The organism is Micromonospora sp. NPDC049891, from assembly GCF_040660295.1.
Taxonomy (GTDB): Bacteria; Actinomycetota; Actinomycetes; order Mycobacteriales; family Micromonosporaceae; genus Micromonospora.
Genome location: NZ_JBFAML010000003.1, coordinates 94,149 through 108,420 on the forward strand (window position 1 = coordinate 94,149; position 14,272 = coordinate 108,420).

Below are 14,272 nucleotides of genomic sequence, written 5' to 3' on the forward strand. Positions count from 1 at the left end.
GGCCAGCCACCGGCACGATGATCGTGACACGGGGTGTCAACGCCCCACGGTGGCCGATCGGCTGATCCAGGCGACCTGACCGGTCAAGGTCAACCGAGATTGGCCGCGATGAGCGCATCCAACGTCGACGACCGGATCTCGGCCTCGGCCGCCGTCACCGCCATGAACCAGCTGCGCCCGTCCGGTGCCCACGCCGACAGGTACGCCGTGGACGTCGCCGGCTCATCCGTGGCCAGTACCTGGGCACCGGTCGGCACGGACACCTCGCGCGGCGTACCGGGCAGGCCCTGCGGAGCCTCGAAGTCGAAGACCACCACCAGCCGGGCCACCGGGCCGGCTCCCTCGTACGCCGTCCGGGTGCCCGCCGGCACCACCTCCGGCCGCGCCATCCGCAGCACCGCATCCGTCGCATCGACCGGCCGTAGCGAGGGCGGCAGGCCCCGCAGCTCCGGTGCGACCGGGCTGGCAGGTGGCCCGGCCACGGAGGGTGCAGGTTCGCCGTACCGCGCGGTGGCAGCCATGAAGACCGCCATCCCGACGACCGCGCACGAGGCGAGCGCGGCGACGGTGGCCCGAACCCTCCGGCGACGACGCAGGCGGGCCCGCACCGCCGGTACCGGGTCCCGGCCGGGCGGCCCGGCGTCGGCGGTCCAGACCTCGCGCAGCGCGTCCCGGATGTCGGTCACCCCGCCACCTCCCGTTCGGCGCGTACCCGGGTGATCGGCAGTCCGGCCCGCACGGTGCCGAGGGCGCGCTGACGCAGCGACCGGACGGTCGCCGGTCGACGCCCGATCGCCGCCGCGATCGAGTCGTCGTCGAGGTCGTCGAGATAGGTCATGACCAGCACCGCCCGCTGCAACGGGGAAAGCCCGGCGAGCAGCCGGCGCAGTTGACCGTCGTCCACCCGGCCGATCCCGTCGGCAGCCACCGACGGTGGGGCGGCCGGGGCCAGCCGGGCCCGGCGGACGATGGTCCGCAGCCGGCTCACGTGCAGGCGGACCATTGTGACCTTCGCGTACGCGAGTGGACCGCCCTCGGCCAGGAGGCGATGCCATGCGGTGGCCATCCGCACGTAGGTCTGCTGGAGAAGTTCCTCGGCCTGGTCCGGATCGGCGGTGACCGCGCGTGCGTACCGACGCAGTGCCGGTGCGGAATCGCGTACGAACGTCTCGAACTCGTCGGCGTCCATCCCACCTCCCTCACCGGTAAATAACGCCACCACCGGTGCGCCGAGTTGCAGTGCCGTCCGCCGGGTTTCACCGACGGGCGGAACGACTCACGACAGTGCGGGGATGAGCACCATCAGCGCCGAGCAGACAGACCCGACGGTCTCCCTTCTCGACCTGGGCAGACCGTAGCAACGATCAGGCCCCGCCCATCGTCCCGGAAGGCATACGAGTCAATGTCGGCATGCGGCAGGTATGGCGCACAGCACGGCCACCCCGCCGAATCGTGGTGAAGCAGCACCAAAGTGGACCGGCGGAGGACCAGCCACGGCCCTGCGACGACAACGAGGCCGCAGACCACACCCGCGGCCGCCGGCCTTGACGCTGCCGGTGTTGACCGGGGAGCGGCACCGGTGGGCGGAAATCGCCCACCGGGACCTGTCAGACGGGAAGCGCGATCCGGCCGTCGATCGCGGCGGCGGCGATGTCCCGGCGGTAGTGCGAGCCGGCCAGCGTGATGCCGCGTACCACCTGGTAGGCGGCGTCCCGGGCGGCGGCCAGGTCCGGTCCGGTGGCCGTACCACAGAGGACCCGGCCGCCAGCGGAGAGCAGGGCGCCGTCGGCGGCCCGGCGGGCGGTGCCGGCGTGGATCACGCCCGGCTGCTCGCCCCCGGTGATCACGTCACCGGTACGCGGCCCGGCCGGATAACCCTCGGCGGCGACCACCACCGTCACCGCGGCGCCGGTACGCCACCGCAGCGGCGGATGGTCGGCCAGCGAGCCGGTGGCGGCGGCGTGCAGCAGCCCACCCAACGGCGTCTCCAGCAGCGCGAGCACCACCTGGGTCTCGGGGTCACCGAAGCGGGCGTTGAACTCGATCACCCGAGGGCCGTCGGCGGTGATCGCCAGCCCGACGTAGAGCAGACCGGAGAAGGGCGCACCCCGGCGGCGCATCTCGGTGAGCGTCGGGTGCACCACGTCGCGCATGACCTCGTCCACCAGGTCGGCAGGCGCCCACGGCAGCGGCGCGTACGCCCCCATGCCGCCGGTGTTCGGGCCGCTGTCGCCGTCACCGACCCGCTTGAAGTCCTGGGCCGGCAGCAACGGCACCGCCGCCTCGCCGTCGGTCACCACGAACAACGACACCTCGGGACCGGCGAGGTACTCCTCGACGACCACCCGGCCACACGCGCGGGCGTGCGCCGCCGCCGCGGCACGGTCGTCGGTGACCACCACGCCCTTACCGGCGGCGAGCCCGTCGTCCTTCACCACGTACGGTGGGTCGAAGCGGTCCAGGGCGGCGGCCGTGCTCGCCTCGTCGGTGCAGGTGAACGCGCGTGCCGTGGGGACACCGGCGGCGGTCATCACCTCCTTGGCGAAGGTCTTGGAACCCTCCAGCCGGGCCGCCTCGGCCGACGGCCCGAAGACCGCGATGCCCTTGGCCCGGACCGCGTCGGCCACCCCGGCGACCAGCGGCGCCTCCGGCCCGACCACGACCAGGTCCGCGCCCACCTCGACGGCGAGCCCCGCCACCGCCACCGGATCGACCGGATCGACGGACCGCAGCTCCGCCACCGCCGCAATCCCCGGATTACCGGGCGCCGCGATCAGCGCCTCAACGGACGGATCATCGGCCAACCCCAGCGCGAGCGCATGCTCTCGCCCGCCACCACCAAGAAGAAGAACCCGCACGCCGAGTCATCCTACCGACCCCACCGCCAATCCCGTTGATCAAGAAGTTTTCGTCTCAGATATGGCGTCCACGTGACCAAAAGCTCTTGGTCATTTACCCAAGGCGCGGCGCACGGTCTCCGGGATGTAGTCGGGACGGAGGGTGTCGGACCAGGTGAAACGGAGAATCTTCCAGCCGGCGTTGGTGAGGCGGTTCTGCCTGATCCGGTCCTCGTAGACCGCCTGGGGTGTGCGATGCGGAGCCGCGCCGTCCGCCTCGGCGATCACCATGGGCCGGCGCCAGCCTAGATCGCCGATTCCGAGCAGGTACCCATCGTCATCGCGCACCTCCAACTGCAGAACGTCGGGCGCGACACCTCCGTCGACGCACCTCAGACGGGTACGGGTCTCCAGCGGGGACTGCGCGCGACCGTCCGCCTCGGCCAGCCGCCCCCGCGCCGCCACTGCTCCCCGCCGGCCAGCGATCAGTGCCGGGATCGCCGACAGGTCGGCCTCGGTGAGAAGTTGCCGGTTGAGCGCCGAGTCCAGGACACAGACCGCCGGGTACCGGTTCACACGGAGAATGACGTCGGCAACGGTTCGCACGGCACTGGTGACCGGGATCCCGGCGACCATGCCAACGTCGGTCGACCCCAGCGTGAGCTGATGCACCACCAGCCCGGGATCACTTCGACGCTGCGGTCGAGGGCTGCCTGGCGGTACCGACACGTGGATTGTGGAAGTGGCCCTGAGGCCGGCGATGCCGTGCACCTCGGCAGCCGTGTCGAGGACCGCCACCGCCCCAGAGCCCAGGCTGTCCACCGCCGCGCCGATCCGCGCCCGACGATGGCGGAGCACGTCCAACACGGGGTCCGGCACGAAACGCCCGCGCGCCACCCTGGTCCAGCGACCCGACCTGACCAGATGCCGGATCTGGTTGCGGGTGTAGCCGGCGGACAACGCCTGCGCCGCCGTCACCATCCCGCCCTGAGTGGCGGCCAATCGACTCAACAACTCGGACGCATTCACCCACCCACCCTCTCCACCCCCACCCCACCCCCGCACCCCCTGTGGACAACCCTGTGGACAACCAAGCCCACCCTCCGCGTTGATCAAGAAGTTTGCGTCGAGTCAGCGCTCGATTCCAGACGAAAACTTCTTGATCAACGCGGAGGGTGGGGGGTGGGGGTGGGGGTTTTAGGGGAGGAGGGGGTGGCGGGTTACGTTTTCTTCGCGGCCGGGGCCTACGCCTACGACGCTGACGCGGGTTCCGCAGAGTTGCTCGATGCGGGCGATGTAGCGTTTGGCGTTCTCGGGGAGGTCGTCCTCGGTACGCGCCTTGGTGATGTCCTCCCACCAGCCGGGGTGCTCTTCGTAGATCGGGACGGCGTGGTGGAAGTCGGTCTGGGTCATCGGCATGTCGTCGACGCGCTTGCCGTTGATCTCGTAGCCGACGCAGATCGGGACCGTGGGCAGGCCGGTGAGCACGTCCAGCTTGGTGATCACCAGATCGGTGACGCCGTTGAGGCGGCAGGCGTACCTGGCGACGACCGCGTCGAACCAGCCGCACCGGCGTTCCCGACCGGTGGTGGTGCCGTACTCGTGGCCGACCTTGCGCAGGTGCTGACCGTTGTCGTCGAACAGCTCGGTGGGGAACGGTCCGGAACCGACCCGCGTGGTGTACGCCTTGCTCACCGCGATCACCTTCGTGATCGCAGTCGGCGGGATGCCGGTGCCCACGCACGCCCCGCCGGCCGTCGGGTTCGACGAGGTGACGAAGGGGTAGGTGCCGTGGTCCATGTCGAGCATGGTGGCCTGGGCGCCCTCCAGCAGCACCGTGTCGCCACGGTCCAGCGCGTCCCAGAGCATCGCCCGGGTCTCCGCGATGTACGGCCGCAGCCGCTCCGCGTACTCCAGGTACTCCTCGATGGTGGCGTCGACGTCGATCGCCTTGCGGTTGTAGACCTTGAACAGCACCTGGTTCTTCTCGCGCAGGGCGAGTTCCAGCTTCTTGCGCAGGATGCCCGGGTCGAGCAGATCCTGCACCCGGATGCCCATCCGGGCCACCTTGTCGCCGTACGCGGGACCGATGCCCCGGCCGGTGGTGCCGATCCGGGAACTGCCGAGGTACCGCTCGACCACCCGGTCCAGCGCCCGGTGGTGCGGCATGATCAGGTGCGCGTCGCCGGAGATCCGCAGCCGGGACACGTCGACACCCCGCTCGGCCAGGCCGTCGATCTCGCTGAGCAGCACCTTGGGGTCGACCACCACACCGTTGCCGATGACGATCACGGCGTTCGGGGAGAGTGCGCCCGACGGCATCAGGTGCAGGGCGTACTTCTGCCCGTCCGGGGTGATCACCGTGTGACCGGCGTTGTTGCCGCCGGAGAAGCGGACGACGTAGTCGACCCGCTCACCCAGCTGGTCGGTAACCTTGCCCTTGCCCTCATCGCCCCACTGGGCGCCGAGGAGCACGATCGCTGGCATCTTCTCGCCTCCAGAAGGCTCGGGTGCCAGATGGCGACCGGTCAGCGAGCCCGGGGTGTCAGGTTAACAAGTAGTGACGGCACGGCCGGCAGGGGTCGCGTCGGGAACAGCAGGAGGAGCTACCCGTGTACGACGTGGTGCTGCTCACCCTCGGCTCCGAGCGGGATGCTCCGGGAGCCGGGTGTGGCAGCGGCGGAGCCTGCTGTGGTGGTGCCACCGACGCCACCAAGGATCGCGAGGAACGCTGCGAGACGCCGCGCGTACCGGTACTGACCTGCTCCGATGCGCTGACCACCCGGGGCGCCCGGGTGGAGACGGTGACCGCCCGCTCGGATGCGGAGATCGACGAGGTGCTGGCCCGGCTGGACGGGCCGCCACGACCGGACGGCCTCACCTGGCCGGACGCCGACGCCAAGACCCGGCTCGTCGTCGCCGTCGCCGGTGACGCACAGTTGCGCGCCGTGCTACGCCGCATGGTCCGGCGGTACGCGCCACCGCCCAGTCGCCGCCCAGCCGACCTGGCCGGCAACCGGACCGTGCCGGACCTGCCACCGGTCGGCGTGCTGCCGCTCGATCCGGCCCGCAGCACGACGCACCGTGACCTCGCCGCGCAGCTCGGGCTGCCCCGCGATCCGGCGGCGGTGGCCGCCGCGGTGCTGGACGGCACGCCACGCCGGCTCGACCTGCTGCGCCACGACGGCGGCTCGGTGACGCTTGACGGCGCACTGCTCGGCGCCGCCGGTGAGGACGGCACCCCGCTGCCCTGGCGCGGCCGGGTGGAGGTGGACGACACCGTGCTGTCCAACGGCGACGAACCGCTGCTCGCCTGCGCGATCGGCAACGCGGGCGGGTACGCCCGCCTCGACGACGTGGCACTGCTCGCCGGGCCCGACCCGGCCGACGGGCTGGTCGAGGTGGCGGTGGCCGTGCCGGTGGTCGGCCGGTCACGGTGGGGTCGGCGTCGGGTACGCCTGGAGGTCCGGCGGGCCCGGGGCCGGGCCGCGTCGGTGCTGCCCCGGGACGAGGCCACGCTGCCGTACCTGGACGACGGCGTGGCAGGGCAGCTGACGCGCAAGCGGTCCTGGTGGACCGAGCCGGGCGCCTGGGCGGTCTGGACGGCCTGACCTGACCGGCCGGCGCACCGCAGGCCCGGGTCGGCCGCTGGGCCTATCCTCGTCAGGAGGAATGGGGAGGACACCGTGGTGGACGACAACGCCGACCGGGTGCACGTGCCCGGCCAGCATGGGATGCCGGAACGGGACATCGAACCACTCTGGCCACCGGAGCAGATCGACGGCTTCGGTGCGCCCACGTGGGGTGCTCCGCCACCGGTGCCGCCGACCGTGCCACCCCCGCCGGCACAACCGTCGCCCGGGCAGCCGACCGATCCCCCTCCGCACGCAGGGCCGATGCACCCGCCCGGACGGCCGACGCACGCGCCCGGCGCACCGCCCTCGCCCGCGGACTATCCGTCGTTGACAGGTGGCGCACCGACCGCCACCGGCTGGGAGCCGGCACCGCAACCCGGGCCCGCCCAGGTCGACCTGGACCTGCCCTTCACCCTCGACCGGCCCACCGCTCTCGTACCGGCCCGCGACGGTGGGCCGACCGACCCGGGGGCCCAGAACCCGGCGGACGAGGTGTCCGCCGACGCCGGCAACGGTGTGGCCCCCTCCGTGCCCCGTCCGCAGACGGAATCGCCGTGGGCGCATCCGCCGCAGCGTTCCGGTGCCGATTCGGCCGCACCCGCCGAGACCTCGGCAGACGCGTCCCGCCCCACCTGGGCCGGGCCGGCCCAACCGCTACCACCGATTCCGCAGCCGCTGCCGCCGACGCCCCAGCAACCCGGCCCGTACCCCTTCGTCGCGCCGCCCACGCCACAGCACGGCAGCGCTCCGGTGCCACCGCACGGCAGTGCTCCGACGCCACACCACGGCAGCGCCCCGGTGCCGCAACCCGGCGCGCCGCTGCCGCCCGTGCCGCCCGATACCGGCATGCCGCCTGCGGCCCCGCCACCCGGTCCGCAACCGGTGGACGCCGGGCCCACCCCGCCCGATCCCGAGCCGCCCGTCGCGCCGCCGTACCCGGCAGCGCCCCCCGGTCCGTTCCCGCCGCAGCCGGCCTGGAACCCCGCGCCCTGGCAGCAGGGCCCGCCGCCGGTGGCACCGCCGGTACCCCAGCAGCCGTACCCGCCGACGAACACCACGTCACGGGTGCCGTCGGGGTACGCGGAGCCGGCCTGGACCCCGGAGACAGGCGCCGCCCCCACCGCCGAGGACTTCGCCCGCCGCCGGCAGGTCCGCCCCGCCGACCCGGTCGCGACGACCGGGCTCCGTGCCGTGGTCAACAAGACGGGTCTGGTGAAGCTCCCGCCGGGGCGGCACGAGTTGGAACGCAAGCGGGACATCGAGATGGTGCGCCGCAACTTCGGTGGGCTGCGGCAGGTGACAGTGGTCAACCCGAAGGGCGGCGCCGGCAAGACCGTCGCCATTCTGCTGCTCGCGATGACCTTCGGTCAGAATCGCGGCGGATACGTACTGGCCTGGGACAACAACGAGACGCAGGGCACTCTCGGCATGCGTGCCCAGCAGGACTTCCATTCCCGTACGGTGCGGGACCTGCTGCGGGATCTCGGCCAGTTCCACGGCGCACAGGGACGGGTCGGCGACCTGTCCCAGTACGTCCGCTCGCAGGGCGAGGGGATGTTCGACGTGCTCGCCTCCGACGAGTCGGCCACCGGTGGTGAGATGCTCACCGCCGCCGCGTTCGGCGAGATCCGTGAGGTGGTCAGCCGGTTCTACAAGTTGATCTTCGTGGACACCGGCAACAACGTCCGGGCGCAGAACTGGCAGGCCGCCATGGACGCCACCGACCAACTTGTGGTCACCATGTCCGCCCGTAACGACTCGGCGGAGACAGCCGCCCGGATGCTCGACCACCTGGAGCAGAGCGGGCGGCAACGGCTGGTCCGGCAGGCGGTCACGGTGGTCTCCATGCCGCCGTCGCGCAAGGAGATCGACCTGCCCGCGATCCAGGAGCACTTCGCCGCCCGCACCCGGGCGGTGCTGCTGGCCCCGTACGAGCGGCTCATCGACACCGGCGAGCCGCTCCGGTACGCGCAGCTCTCGGCGGCCACCCGGGACGCCTGGCTCAAGATCGCCGCCTCGGTGGCCGAGGGCCTGTAGACCCTGTCGACGCGTCGCCGACCCGGACGTACCCGGGTCGGCGACACCGCATCAGGTCAGTTGCTGGCCAGCGCGTCGGCGGCGGCCGGATCGCAGTCGCGGAGGAACTGGGCGCAGCGGGCCGCCTCGTCCGCCTCGCCGATGGCGTCCGCCGCCCGGGACAGCACGTAGAGGCAGCGCAGGAAGCCGCGGTTCGGCTCGTGCGACCACGGCACCGGCCCATGCCCCTTCCAGCCGCTGCGCCGCAGCTGGTCCAGGCCGCGGTGGTAGCCGGTGCGGGCGTACGCGTACGCCGGCACGACCTGGCCCTGCGCGAACGCCCGGGCGGCCAGCGCCGCCCACGCCGCGCTGTTCGTCGGATACCGGGCCGCCACCTCGGCGAACGCCTCGTCGGTGCCGGCCTGCTCGGCTGCGACCAGCGCGGAGTCGGCCTCGACGTGCGCGGGCAGGAGCGTGGCGGGCGGCTCAGGTAGGAGGTTCTGCATCGTCCCATTCAACCCGCTTCGCACGGCGGCCCGCGAGGGGGTCGGGGGAGCCGGTCGGCTGAACGGCCGAGAGGTCGGTCACGCCTGCGGCCCATGCCGTCGTCGGGTCGTATCCACTACAACTATGGATCCGGAGCCTCCCCAGGAACCGGAAATGCGGGAGCCCGGCCAGGCCGCCGGGCTCCCGTCCCATGACCGGTGTTGTCCGGGGTCGTGTCCACGGCGTTGCGCCGGCCCGGCAGGATGACCCGATGCCGACTCCACCCCCCGCGGACGTCATCGAGCCGCACACCTGGACGGACGAGATCCAGACCCGCGCGGAGTTCGACCGGCGGCTAACCACCGGCAGCCTGGTCGGGCTCACCGTGCAGGGGCTCCGACTGGATCTGGAGCCGGTACCCGACCTCACCGGGGTCGAGGTGGCCGGGACGCTCTTCGTCGGCTGCCGCTTCGCCTCCCGGCAGGTCGGCGCCGACCTGGTCCGTCGGGGCGCCAACGTGGTGCCACCGTTCTCCGGGCTGCCGTACCCGACCCAGCCGTCCCACCTCTACACCCCGGAGGAACTCGCCGCCGGCTTCGCCGAGGGCGGTTTCGCGGCGATGTACGACACCCGGGTGTACGCGCACTTCCGCGCCCACGGTGGGGCGCTGCCCGACGTCCGGGAGGCACTCGGCCAGCGGCTGCACGACCACGGGGTGGACAACGCACTCGCCGACGCCACCCGCGCCTGGCTGGCCACCCACGGGCCGCAGTCGGTGGTCGGGGTGATGGGCGGGCACGCGGTCCGCCGCGGCAGCGAGCCGTACCGGATGGCCGCGGTGCTGGGCCGGGAACTCGCGCGAGCACACCGGCTGGTGGTCACCGGGGGTGGGCCGGGCGTGATGGAGGCCGCCAACCTGGGTGCGTACCTGTCGACCCGACCGGCCGAGGACCTCAACGCAGCCATCGACCTGCTCGCCACCGCGCCGGACTACACCGATCACGACCGCTACACAGCGGCGGCGCTGCGGGTACGGGAACTCTTCGGGCGGTCGGTCACGCCGCCGGTGAACGGCACCGAGCCGGTGACCGCCTACCGGGCGGACTCGGCCGCGCTGACCACCGGCGACCTGGACTGGGCCGGCTGTGGTGGACTCGCCGTGCCGACCTGGCTGTACGGGCACGAGCCGGCGAACCTGTTCGCGGGCCGGATCGCCAAGTACTTCTCCAACGCGATCCGGGAGGACACGATTCTACGGCTGGCCCGGGGCGGCATCGTCTTCGCCCCCGGCCGCGCAGGCACCGTCCAGGAGGTGTTCCAGGCGGCCACCAAGACCTACTACGGCACCGACGGGGTCAGCGGCGCGTACGTCTTCCTGGACCGCGCGTACTGGACGAAGGACCTGCCTGTGGAGTTGCTGCTGCGTCCGCTGCTGGCCACCTCACCCTTCGGGGACCTGTCGGACACCGTGCACCTGACCGACGACGTGCACGAGGCCGTCCACCTGCTGACCCGGTGAACGACGGCGGCCGGCCCCGCGAACGGGACCGGCCGCCGTCATCGCGACGTCAGGACGTCACTTGGTCATCGTGGTGCCGGTGGAGCGCAGGTGCTCGCAAGCCTCCGCCACCCGGGCGGCCATGCCCGTCTCGGCGGCCTTGCCCCACACCCGAGGGTCGTACATCTTCTTGTTGCCGACCTCGCCGTCGACCTTGAGCACGCCGTCGTAGTTGCGGAACATGTGGTCGGCGACCGGACGGGAGAAGGTGTACTGGGTGTCGGTGTCGATGTTCATCTTCACCACGCCGTAGTCGAGCGCCTCGCGGATCTCCGAGAGCAGCGAGCCGGAGCCGCCGTGGAAGACCAGGCTGAGCGGCTTCTCCTTGCCGTACTTGGCGCCGACCGCCTCCTGGATCTGGTTGAGCACCTCGGGGCGCAGCTTGACGTTGCCCGGCTTGTAGACGCCGTGCACGTTGCCGAAGGTCAGCGCCGCCATGTAGCGGCCCTTCTCGCCCAGGCCGAGCGCGTCGACCATGGCCAGGCCGTCCTCGACGGTGGTGTAGAGCTTGTCGTTGATGGCGTTCTCGACGCCGTCCTCCTCGCCACCGACGACGCCGACCTCGATCTCCAGGACGATCTTGCCCTTGGCCGCCTCGTCGAGCAGCTGGGCCGCGATCTCCAGGTTCTCCGCCACCGGCACGGCCGATCCGTCCCACATGTGCGACTGGAACAGCGGCTCCTGGCCGGCCTTCACCCGCTCCTGGGAGATCGCCATCAGCGGCCGGACGAACTTGTCCAGCTTGTCCTTGGGGCAGTGGTCGGTGTGCAGGGCGATGTTGACCGGGTACTTCTTGGCCACCTCGTGCGCGTACGCGGCGAACGCCACCGCGCCGGTGACCATGTCCTTGATCGAGGGGCCCGAGAGGTACTCCGCGCCACCGGTGGAGACCTGGATGATGCCGTCGCTCTCCGCGTCGGCGAAGCCCTTGAGCGCCGCGTTCAGCGTCTGCGAGGACGTCACGTTGATCGCCGGGTACGCGTACCGGCCGGCCTTGGCGCGATCCAGCATCTCGGCGTAAGCCTCGGGGGAAGCGATGGGCATGTCGAACGCTCCTTACTTGCCGCTGTCGGCCGTACGGCCGCTGTTCTCCGTAGGGGCCCGGCCGTGCGGCCGCCTGTTCTACCTTGATGCGCCGGACCGCGCTGTCCTCCGCGGGCAGTATCCCGTAGCGGAACCGGACGGACACAACCGGGCCGGGTCACCGCCGGTCCGCTGGATCCGGCACCGCCACGCTGATCAGCCAGGTGACCACCGCCATCACGATGGCTCCCCAGAAGGCCGCCCAGAAGCCGTCCACGTGGAACGGCAGGTCGAGCGCCCGGGCGATCCAGTCGGTCAGCAGGAACAACAGGGCGTTGACCACAAGTGCGAACAGGCCGAGGGTCAGCAGGTAGAAGACACAACCCACGACCTTGATGACCGGCTTGAGCACCGCGTTGACCAGACCGAAGATCAACGCCACGATGACCAGGGTGAACGCCGTGTCGTAACCGGTGCGCCCGGTCACCTCGACGCCGGGCACGACAAGCGTGGTGATCCACAGTGCGATGGCGGTCGCCGCCAGCCGGATGAGGAAGCCCACGGCACCATCCTGGCACCGGCGACAGTCGCCGGTGGGTCGATTCGGCCGACTCGGCTGCGACGACCGCGTACCCTCAGCGGCTCGGTGGCCGGCCGGTTCCCAGCACTGCGCCGGCACACCCCGTACGGTGGGTGGGTACCCGTCCGCGACATCCCGGAGGCATCGAATGGGCCAGCCCGACGAGGACTTCGCCCCCGGCGACCACCTCAGCCCGGAGGAGCGCGATCTGGAGGCCGAGCCGGCCGACGCCGTCGAGCAGGCCGCCGTGGTCGACCCGAGCCAGGTCGAGGTCGAGCCGCACCGCGGCTTGGAGGTCGACGACTGGGACGCCATGGAACAGGCTCGCGTGGTCGGCGCCGACGAGGACGACTACCGCTGACCTACCGGTTGGTCAACCTTTCGGCCGGACTTCGCCCGGCACGGTCGGCACGGACAGCGAGGAACTTAAAGATTCCTTAGCATCCGGGGGCTTCACCCGCACCCCTCACGGGAGGACCCCCTTCATGCTCACCCATTCCACCCGGCGCTGGCTGGCCGGGTTGGGCGTGGCCGGCGCGCTGATCGCCGCCGTCGCCGCCCCCGCCACCCCCGCCTCGGCCGAGGAGGCTGAGGTTTCCCTGGGCGTCTACTTCGGCGACACCACAATCGCCGCTGGCTCGCCCGGAAAGATCGACAGTCCGATCCTGTTCGCCTCCTCCACGGTGGTGGTGCACGACCTCACCGTGCGCTACGACTTCACCGACCTCGCGGGCAAGGCCACCGTGACGTCGGAAAGTGACTCCAGCTACTGCTCGACGCCCGAGCCGAACGTCCTGGTCTGCACGGATCCGTTCGAGGTCGAGCTGTACGAGGGCGGCTTCGGTGGCCTCTACTCGGTGGTCATCGCGCCCACCGCAGACGCGAAGGACGGCGACGAGGGCACCGTCAAGGTGAGCCTCAGCGCCACCGGCTACGCGGCGGTGACCCACGAGGCGCGGGTACGGATCGGTGAGGGCGTCGACCTGGCCGCCGGCCCGGAGACGGAACGCTCCGGCAAGCCGGGCTCGGCGTTCACCATGCCGCTGCGGGTCGGCAACCCGGGAGAGACGGTCGCCAAGGGCGCCGTCGCCGTTTTCTACAACGACTACGGAATCCAGCCCGCCAAGCAGTACACCAACTGCACTTACGAGGGCACCTTCCTGCGCGCCTGCCACTTCGACCGCCCGCTGGAGCCGCGGACCAGCTACGTCGCCACCCTCGCCTACCGGATCGCCAAGGACGCATTCGCGCCGGGCTTCGACTACGGCGAGATCCTCTGGATGACTCCGGCCGAGTTCGAGGACTACGAGGCGTACGTGAAGAGCCGCGGTGCCACCACTGGCAAGCCGGGCACCGGCGGGAAGCTGCTGCTGGACGAGGCCGGTCCGACCATCGCCGCGCGTAGCTTCCAGGCGGACACCCAGCCGGACAACAACTGGTCGAGTCTGGCGGTGACGGTCACCGGCAAGAACAGCACCGACCTGGCGGCGGTCGGCGACGAGGTCTCCGGTGCGAAGGGCGACGAGGTGGTGGCCACCGTCGGCTTCCGCAACAACGGCCCGGCCACCCTGGACTACGGCCGTTCCGGGTCCTCGGTCACCTACATGCAGGTCGGCATTCCGGACGGCACCAGCGCGGTAAAGGTGCCCGACAACTGCTCCCCGGTGCGCGGCGAGAACGAGTGGGGCGAGCCGGGTGAGCCGGGCGCCCGCCTGTACCGCTGCTACGCCAGCTGGTTCATCAAGGCCGGTGACGAGGAGACCATGGAGTTCGGGCTCCGGATCGACAAGGTCGTCGCGAACGCCACCGGCGACGTCAAGGTCAACGTCGCCTGCCAGTGCGACGGCGGCTTCTACGCCGACCTGAAGCCGGCGAACGACATCGCCAAGCTCGTCGTCAACCCGAGCGGCGGCCAGGGCGGCGACGGCGGTGACGGTGGCGAGCTGCCGATCACCGGCGCCGACACCGCTCTGATCGCTGGCGTCGGCGGCGTGCTGCTCGCCGCCGGTGCGGCCGGCTTCGTGCTGGCCCGTCGCCGCCGTACCCACTTCACCGCGTAACTCCACGCGGTAACCGACAGCACCACCGGTGCCCCGCCGACCACCTCGGCGGGGCACCCCCCTTTCCACCCCGCCAC

Annotated in this window: 13 protein-coding genes; 5 read left to right on the plus strand and 8 right to left on the minus strand. The window is 71.6% G+C overall.

Annotation, left to right across the window (positions count from 1 at the left end):
• Positions 1-89: 89 nt before the first annotated feature.
• The 5 genes from AB0I71_RS05830 to AB0I71_RS05850 all read right to left on the minus strand — a co-directional run bounded on the left by AB0I71_RS05830 (position 90) and on the right by AB0I71_RS05850 (position 5,324).
• Positions 90-686: a hypothetical protein gene (locus tag AB0I71_RS05830; protein ID WP_357582104.1), complete on the minus strand. Its 597-nt coding sequence runs from the start codon at positions 684-686 to the stop codon at positions 90-92.
• On the minus strand, positions 683-1,189 hold the full coding sequence (locus tag AB0I71_RS05835; protein ID WP_357582105.1) for a sigma-70 family RNA polymerase sigma factor: 507 nt from the start codon (positions 1,187-1,189) through the stop codon (positions 683-685). Before AB0I71_RS05835 ends, AB0I71_RS05830 begins: the two co-directional genes overlap by 4 nt.
• 418 nt (positions 1,190-1,607) lie before the next feature.
• On the minus strand, positions 1,608-2,858 hold the full coding sequence (purD, locus tag AB0I71_RS05840; protein WP_357582106.1) for a phosphoribosylamine--glycine ligase: 1,251 nt from the start codon (positions 2,856-2,858) through the stop codon (positions 1,608-1,610).
• A 90-nt stretch (positions 2,859-2,948) separates the two neighbouring features.
• Positions 2,949-3,866 carry a type IV toxin-antitoxin system AbiEi family antitoxin domain-containing protein gene (locus AB0I71_RS05845; RefSeq protein ID WP_357582107.1) on the minus strand — a complete coding sequence of 306 codons (918 nt, stop codon included), beginning with the start codon at positions 3,864-3,866 and terminating at the stop codon, positions 2,949-2,951.
• A 168-nt stretch (positions 3,867-4,034) separates the two neighbouring features.
• Positions 4,035-5,324 (minus strand): adenylosuccinate synthase, encoded by a 1,290-nt coding sequence (locus tag AB0I71_RS05850; RefSeq protein WP_357582108.1) that lies wholly within the window; start codon positions 5,322-5,324, stop codon positions 4,035-4,037.
• Positions 5,325-5,449: 125 nt separating this feature from the next.
• Here AB0I71_RS05850 and AB0I71_RS05855 point away from each other — a divergent pair, with 125 nt between their 5' ends.
• Both AB0I71_RS05855 and AB0I71_RS05860 read left to right on the plus strand, forming a co-directional pair.
• Complete coding sequence (locus AB0I71_RS05855; protein WP_357582109.1) at positions 5,450-6,448, plus strand: hypothetical protein; 999 nt, start codon at positions 5,450-5,452, stop codon at positions 6,446-6,448.
• A gap of 75 nt (positions 6,449-6,523) precedes the next feature.
• Positions 6,524-8,509, plus strand: a complete 1,986-nt coding sequence (locus tag AB0I71_RS05860; protein WP_357582110.1) for a chromosome partitioning protein — start codon at positions 6,524-6,526, stop codon at positions 8,507-8,509.
• A 56-nt stretch (positions 8,510-8,565) separates the two neighbouring features.
• On the opposite strand, the gene AB0I71_RS05865 is transcribed toward AB0I71_RS05860, so the two are convergent.
• On the minus strand, positions 8,566-8,994 hold the full coding sequence (locus AB0I71_RS05865; RefSeq protein ID WP_357582111.1) for a DUF3151 domain-containing protein: 429 nt from the start codon (positions 8,992-8,994) through the stop codon (positions 8,566-8,568).
• A gap of 251 nt (positions 8,995-9,245) precedes the next feature.
• Between AB0I71_RS05865 and AB0I71_RS05870 the strand changes: the two genes are divergently transcribed.
• Positions 9,246-10,493 carry a hypothetical protein gene (locus tag AB0I71_RS05870; RefSeq protein WP_357582112.1) on the plus strand — a complete coding sequence of 416 codons (1,248 nt, stop codon included), beginning with the start codon at positions 9,246-9,248 and terminating at the stop codon, positions 10,491-10,493.
• Between the two features lie 57 nt (positions 10,494-10,550).
• Here AB0I71_RS05870 and fbaA read toward each other — a convergent pair whose 3' ends face one another.
• Both fbaA and AB0I71_RS05880 read right to left on the minus strand, forming a co-directional pair.
• On the minus strand, positions 10,551-11,576 hold the full coding sequence (gene fbaA / locus AB0I71_RS05875; protein ID WP_357582113.1) for a class II fructose-bisphosphate aldolase: 1,026 nt from the start codon (positions 11,574-11,576) through the stop codon (positions 10,551-10,553).
• Positions 11,577-11,733: 157 nt separating this feature from the next.
• A complete protein-coding gene (locus AB0I71_RS05880; RefSeq protein ID WP_357582114.1) occupies positions 11,734-12,117 on the minus strand; it encodes a phage holin family protein in 384 nt (127 codons plus the stop codon).
• A 166-nt stretch (positions 12,118-12,283) separates the two neighbouring features.
• On the opposite strand from AB0I71_RS05880, the gene AB0I71_RS05885 reads away from it, so the two are divergent.
• Together AB0I71_RS05885 and AB0I71_RS05890 are read left to right on the plus strand one after the other, a co-directional pair.
• Positions 12,284-12,496, plus strand: coding sequence for a hypothetical protein (locus AB0I71_RS05885; protein WP_155217127.1), 213 nt, complete (start codon positions 12,284-12,286; stop codon positions 12,494-12,496).
• A gap of 124 nt (positions 12,497-12,620) precedes the next feature.
• The gene (locus AB0I71_RS05890; protein ID WP_357582115.1) at positions 12,621-14,195 is read left to right on the plus strand and encodes an LPXTG cell wall anchor domain-containing protein; all 1,575 of its coding nucleotides are present in this window, start codon (positions 12,621-12,623) and stop codon (positions 14,193-14,195) included.
• The last annotated feature ends 77 nt before the right edge of the window (positions 14,196-14,272 follow it).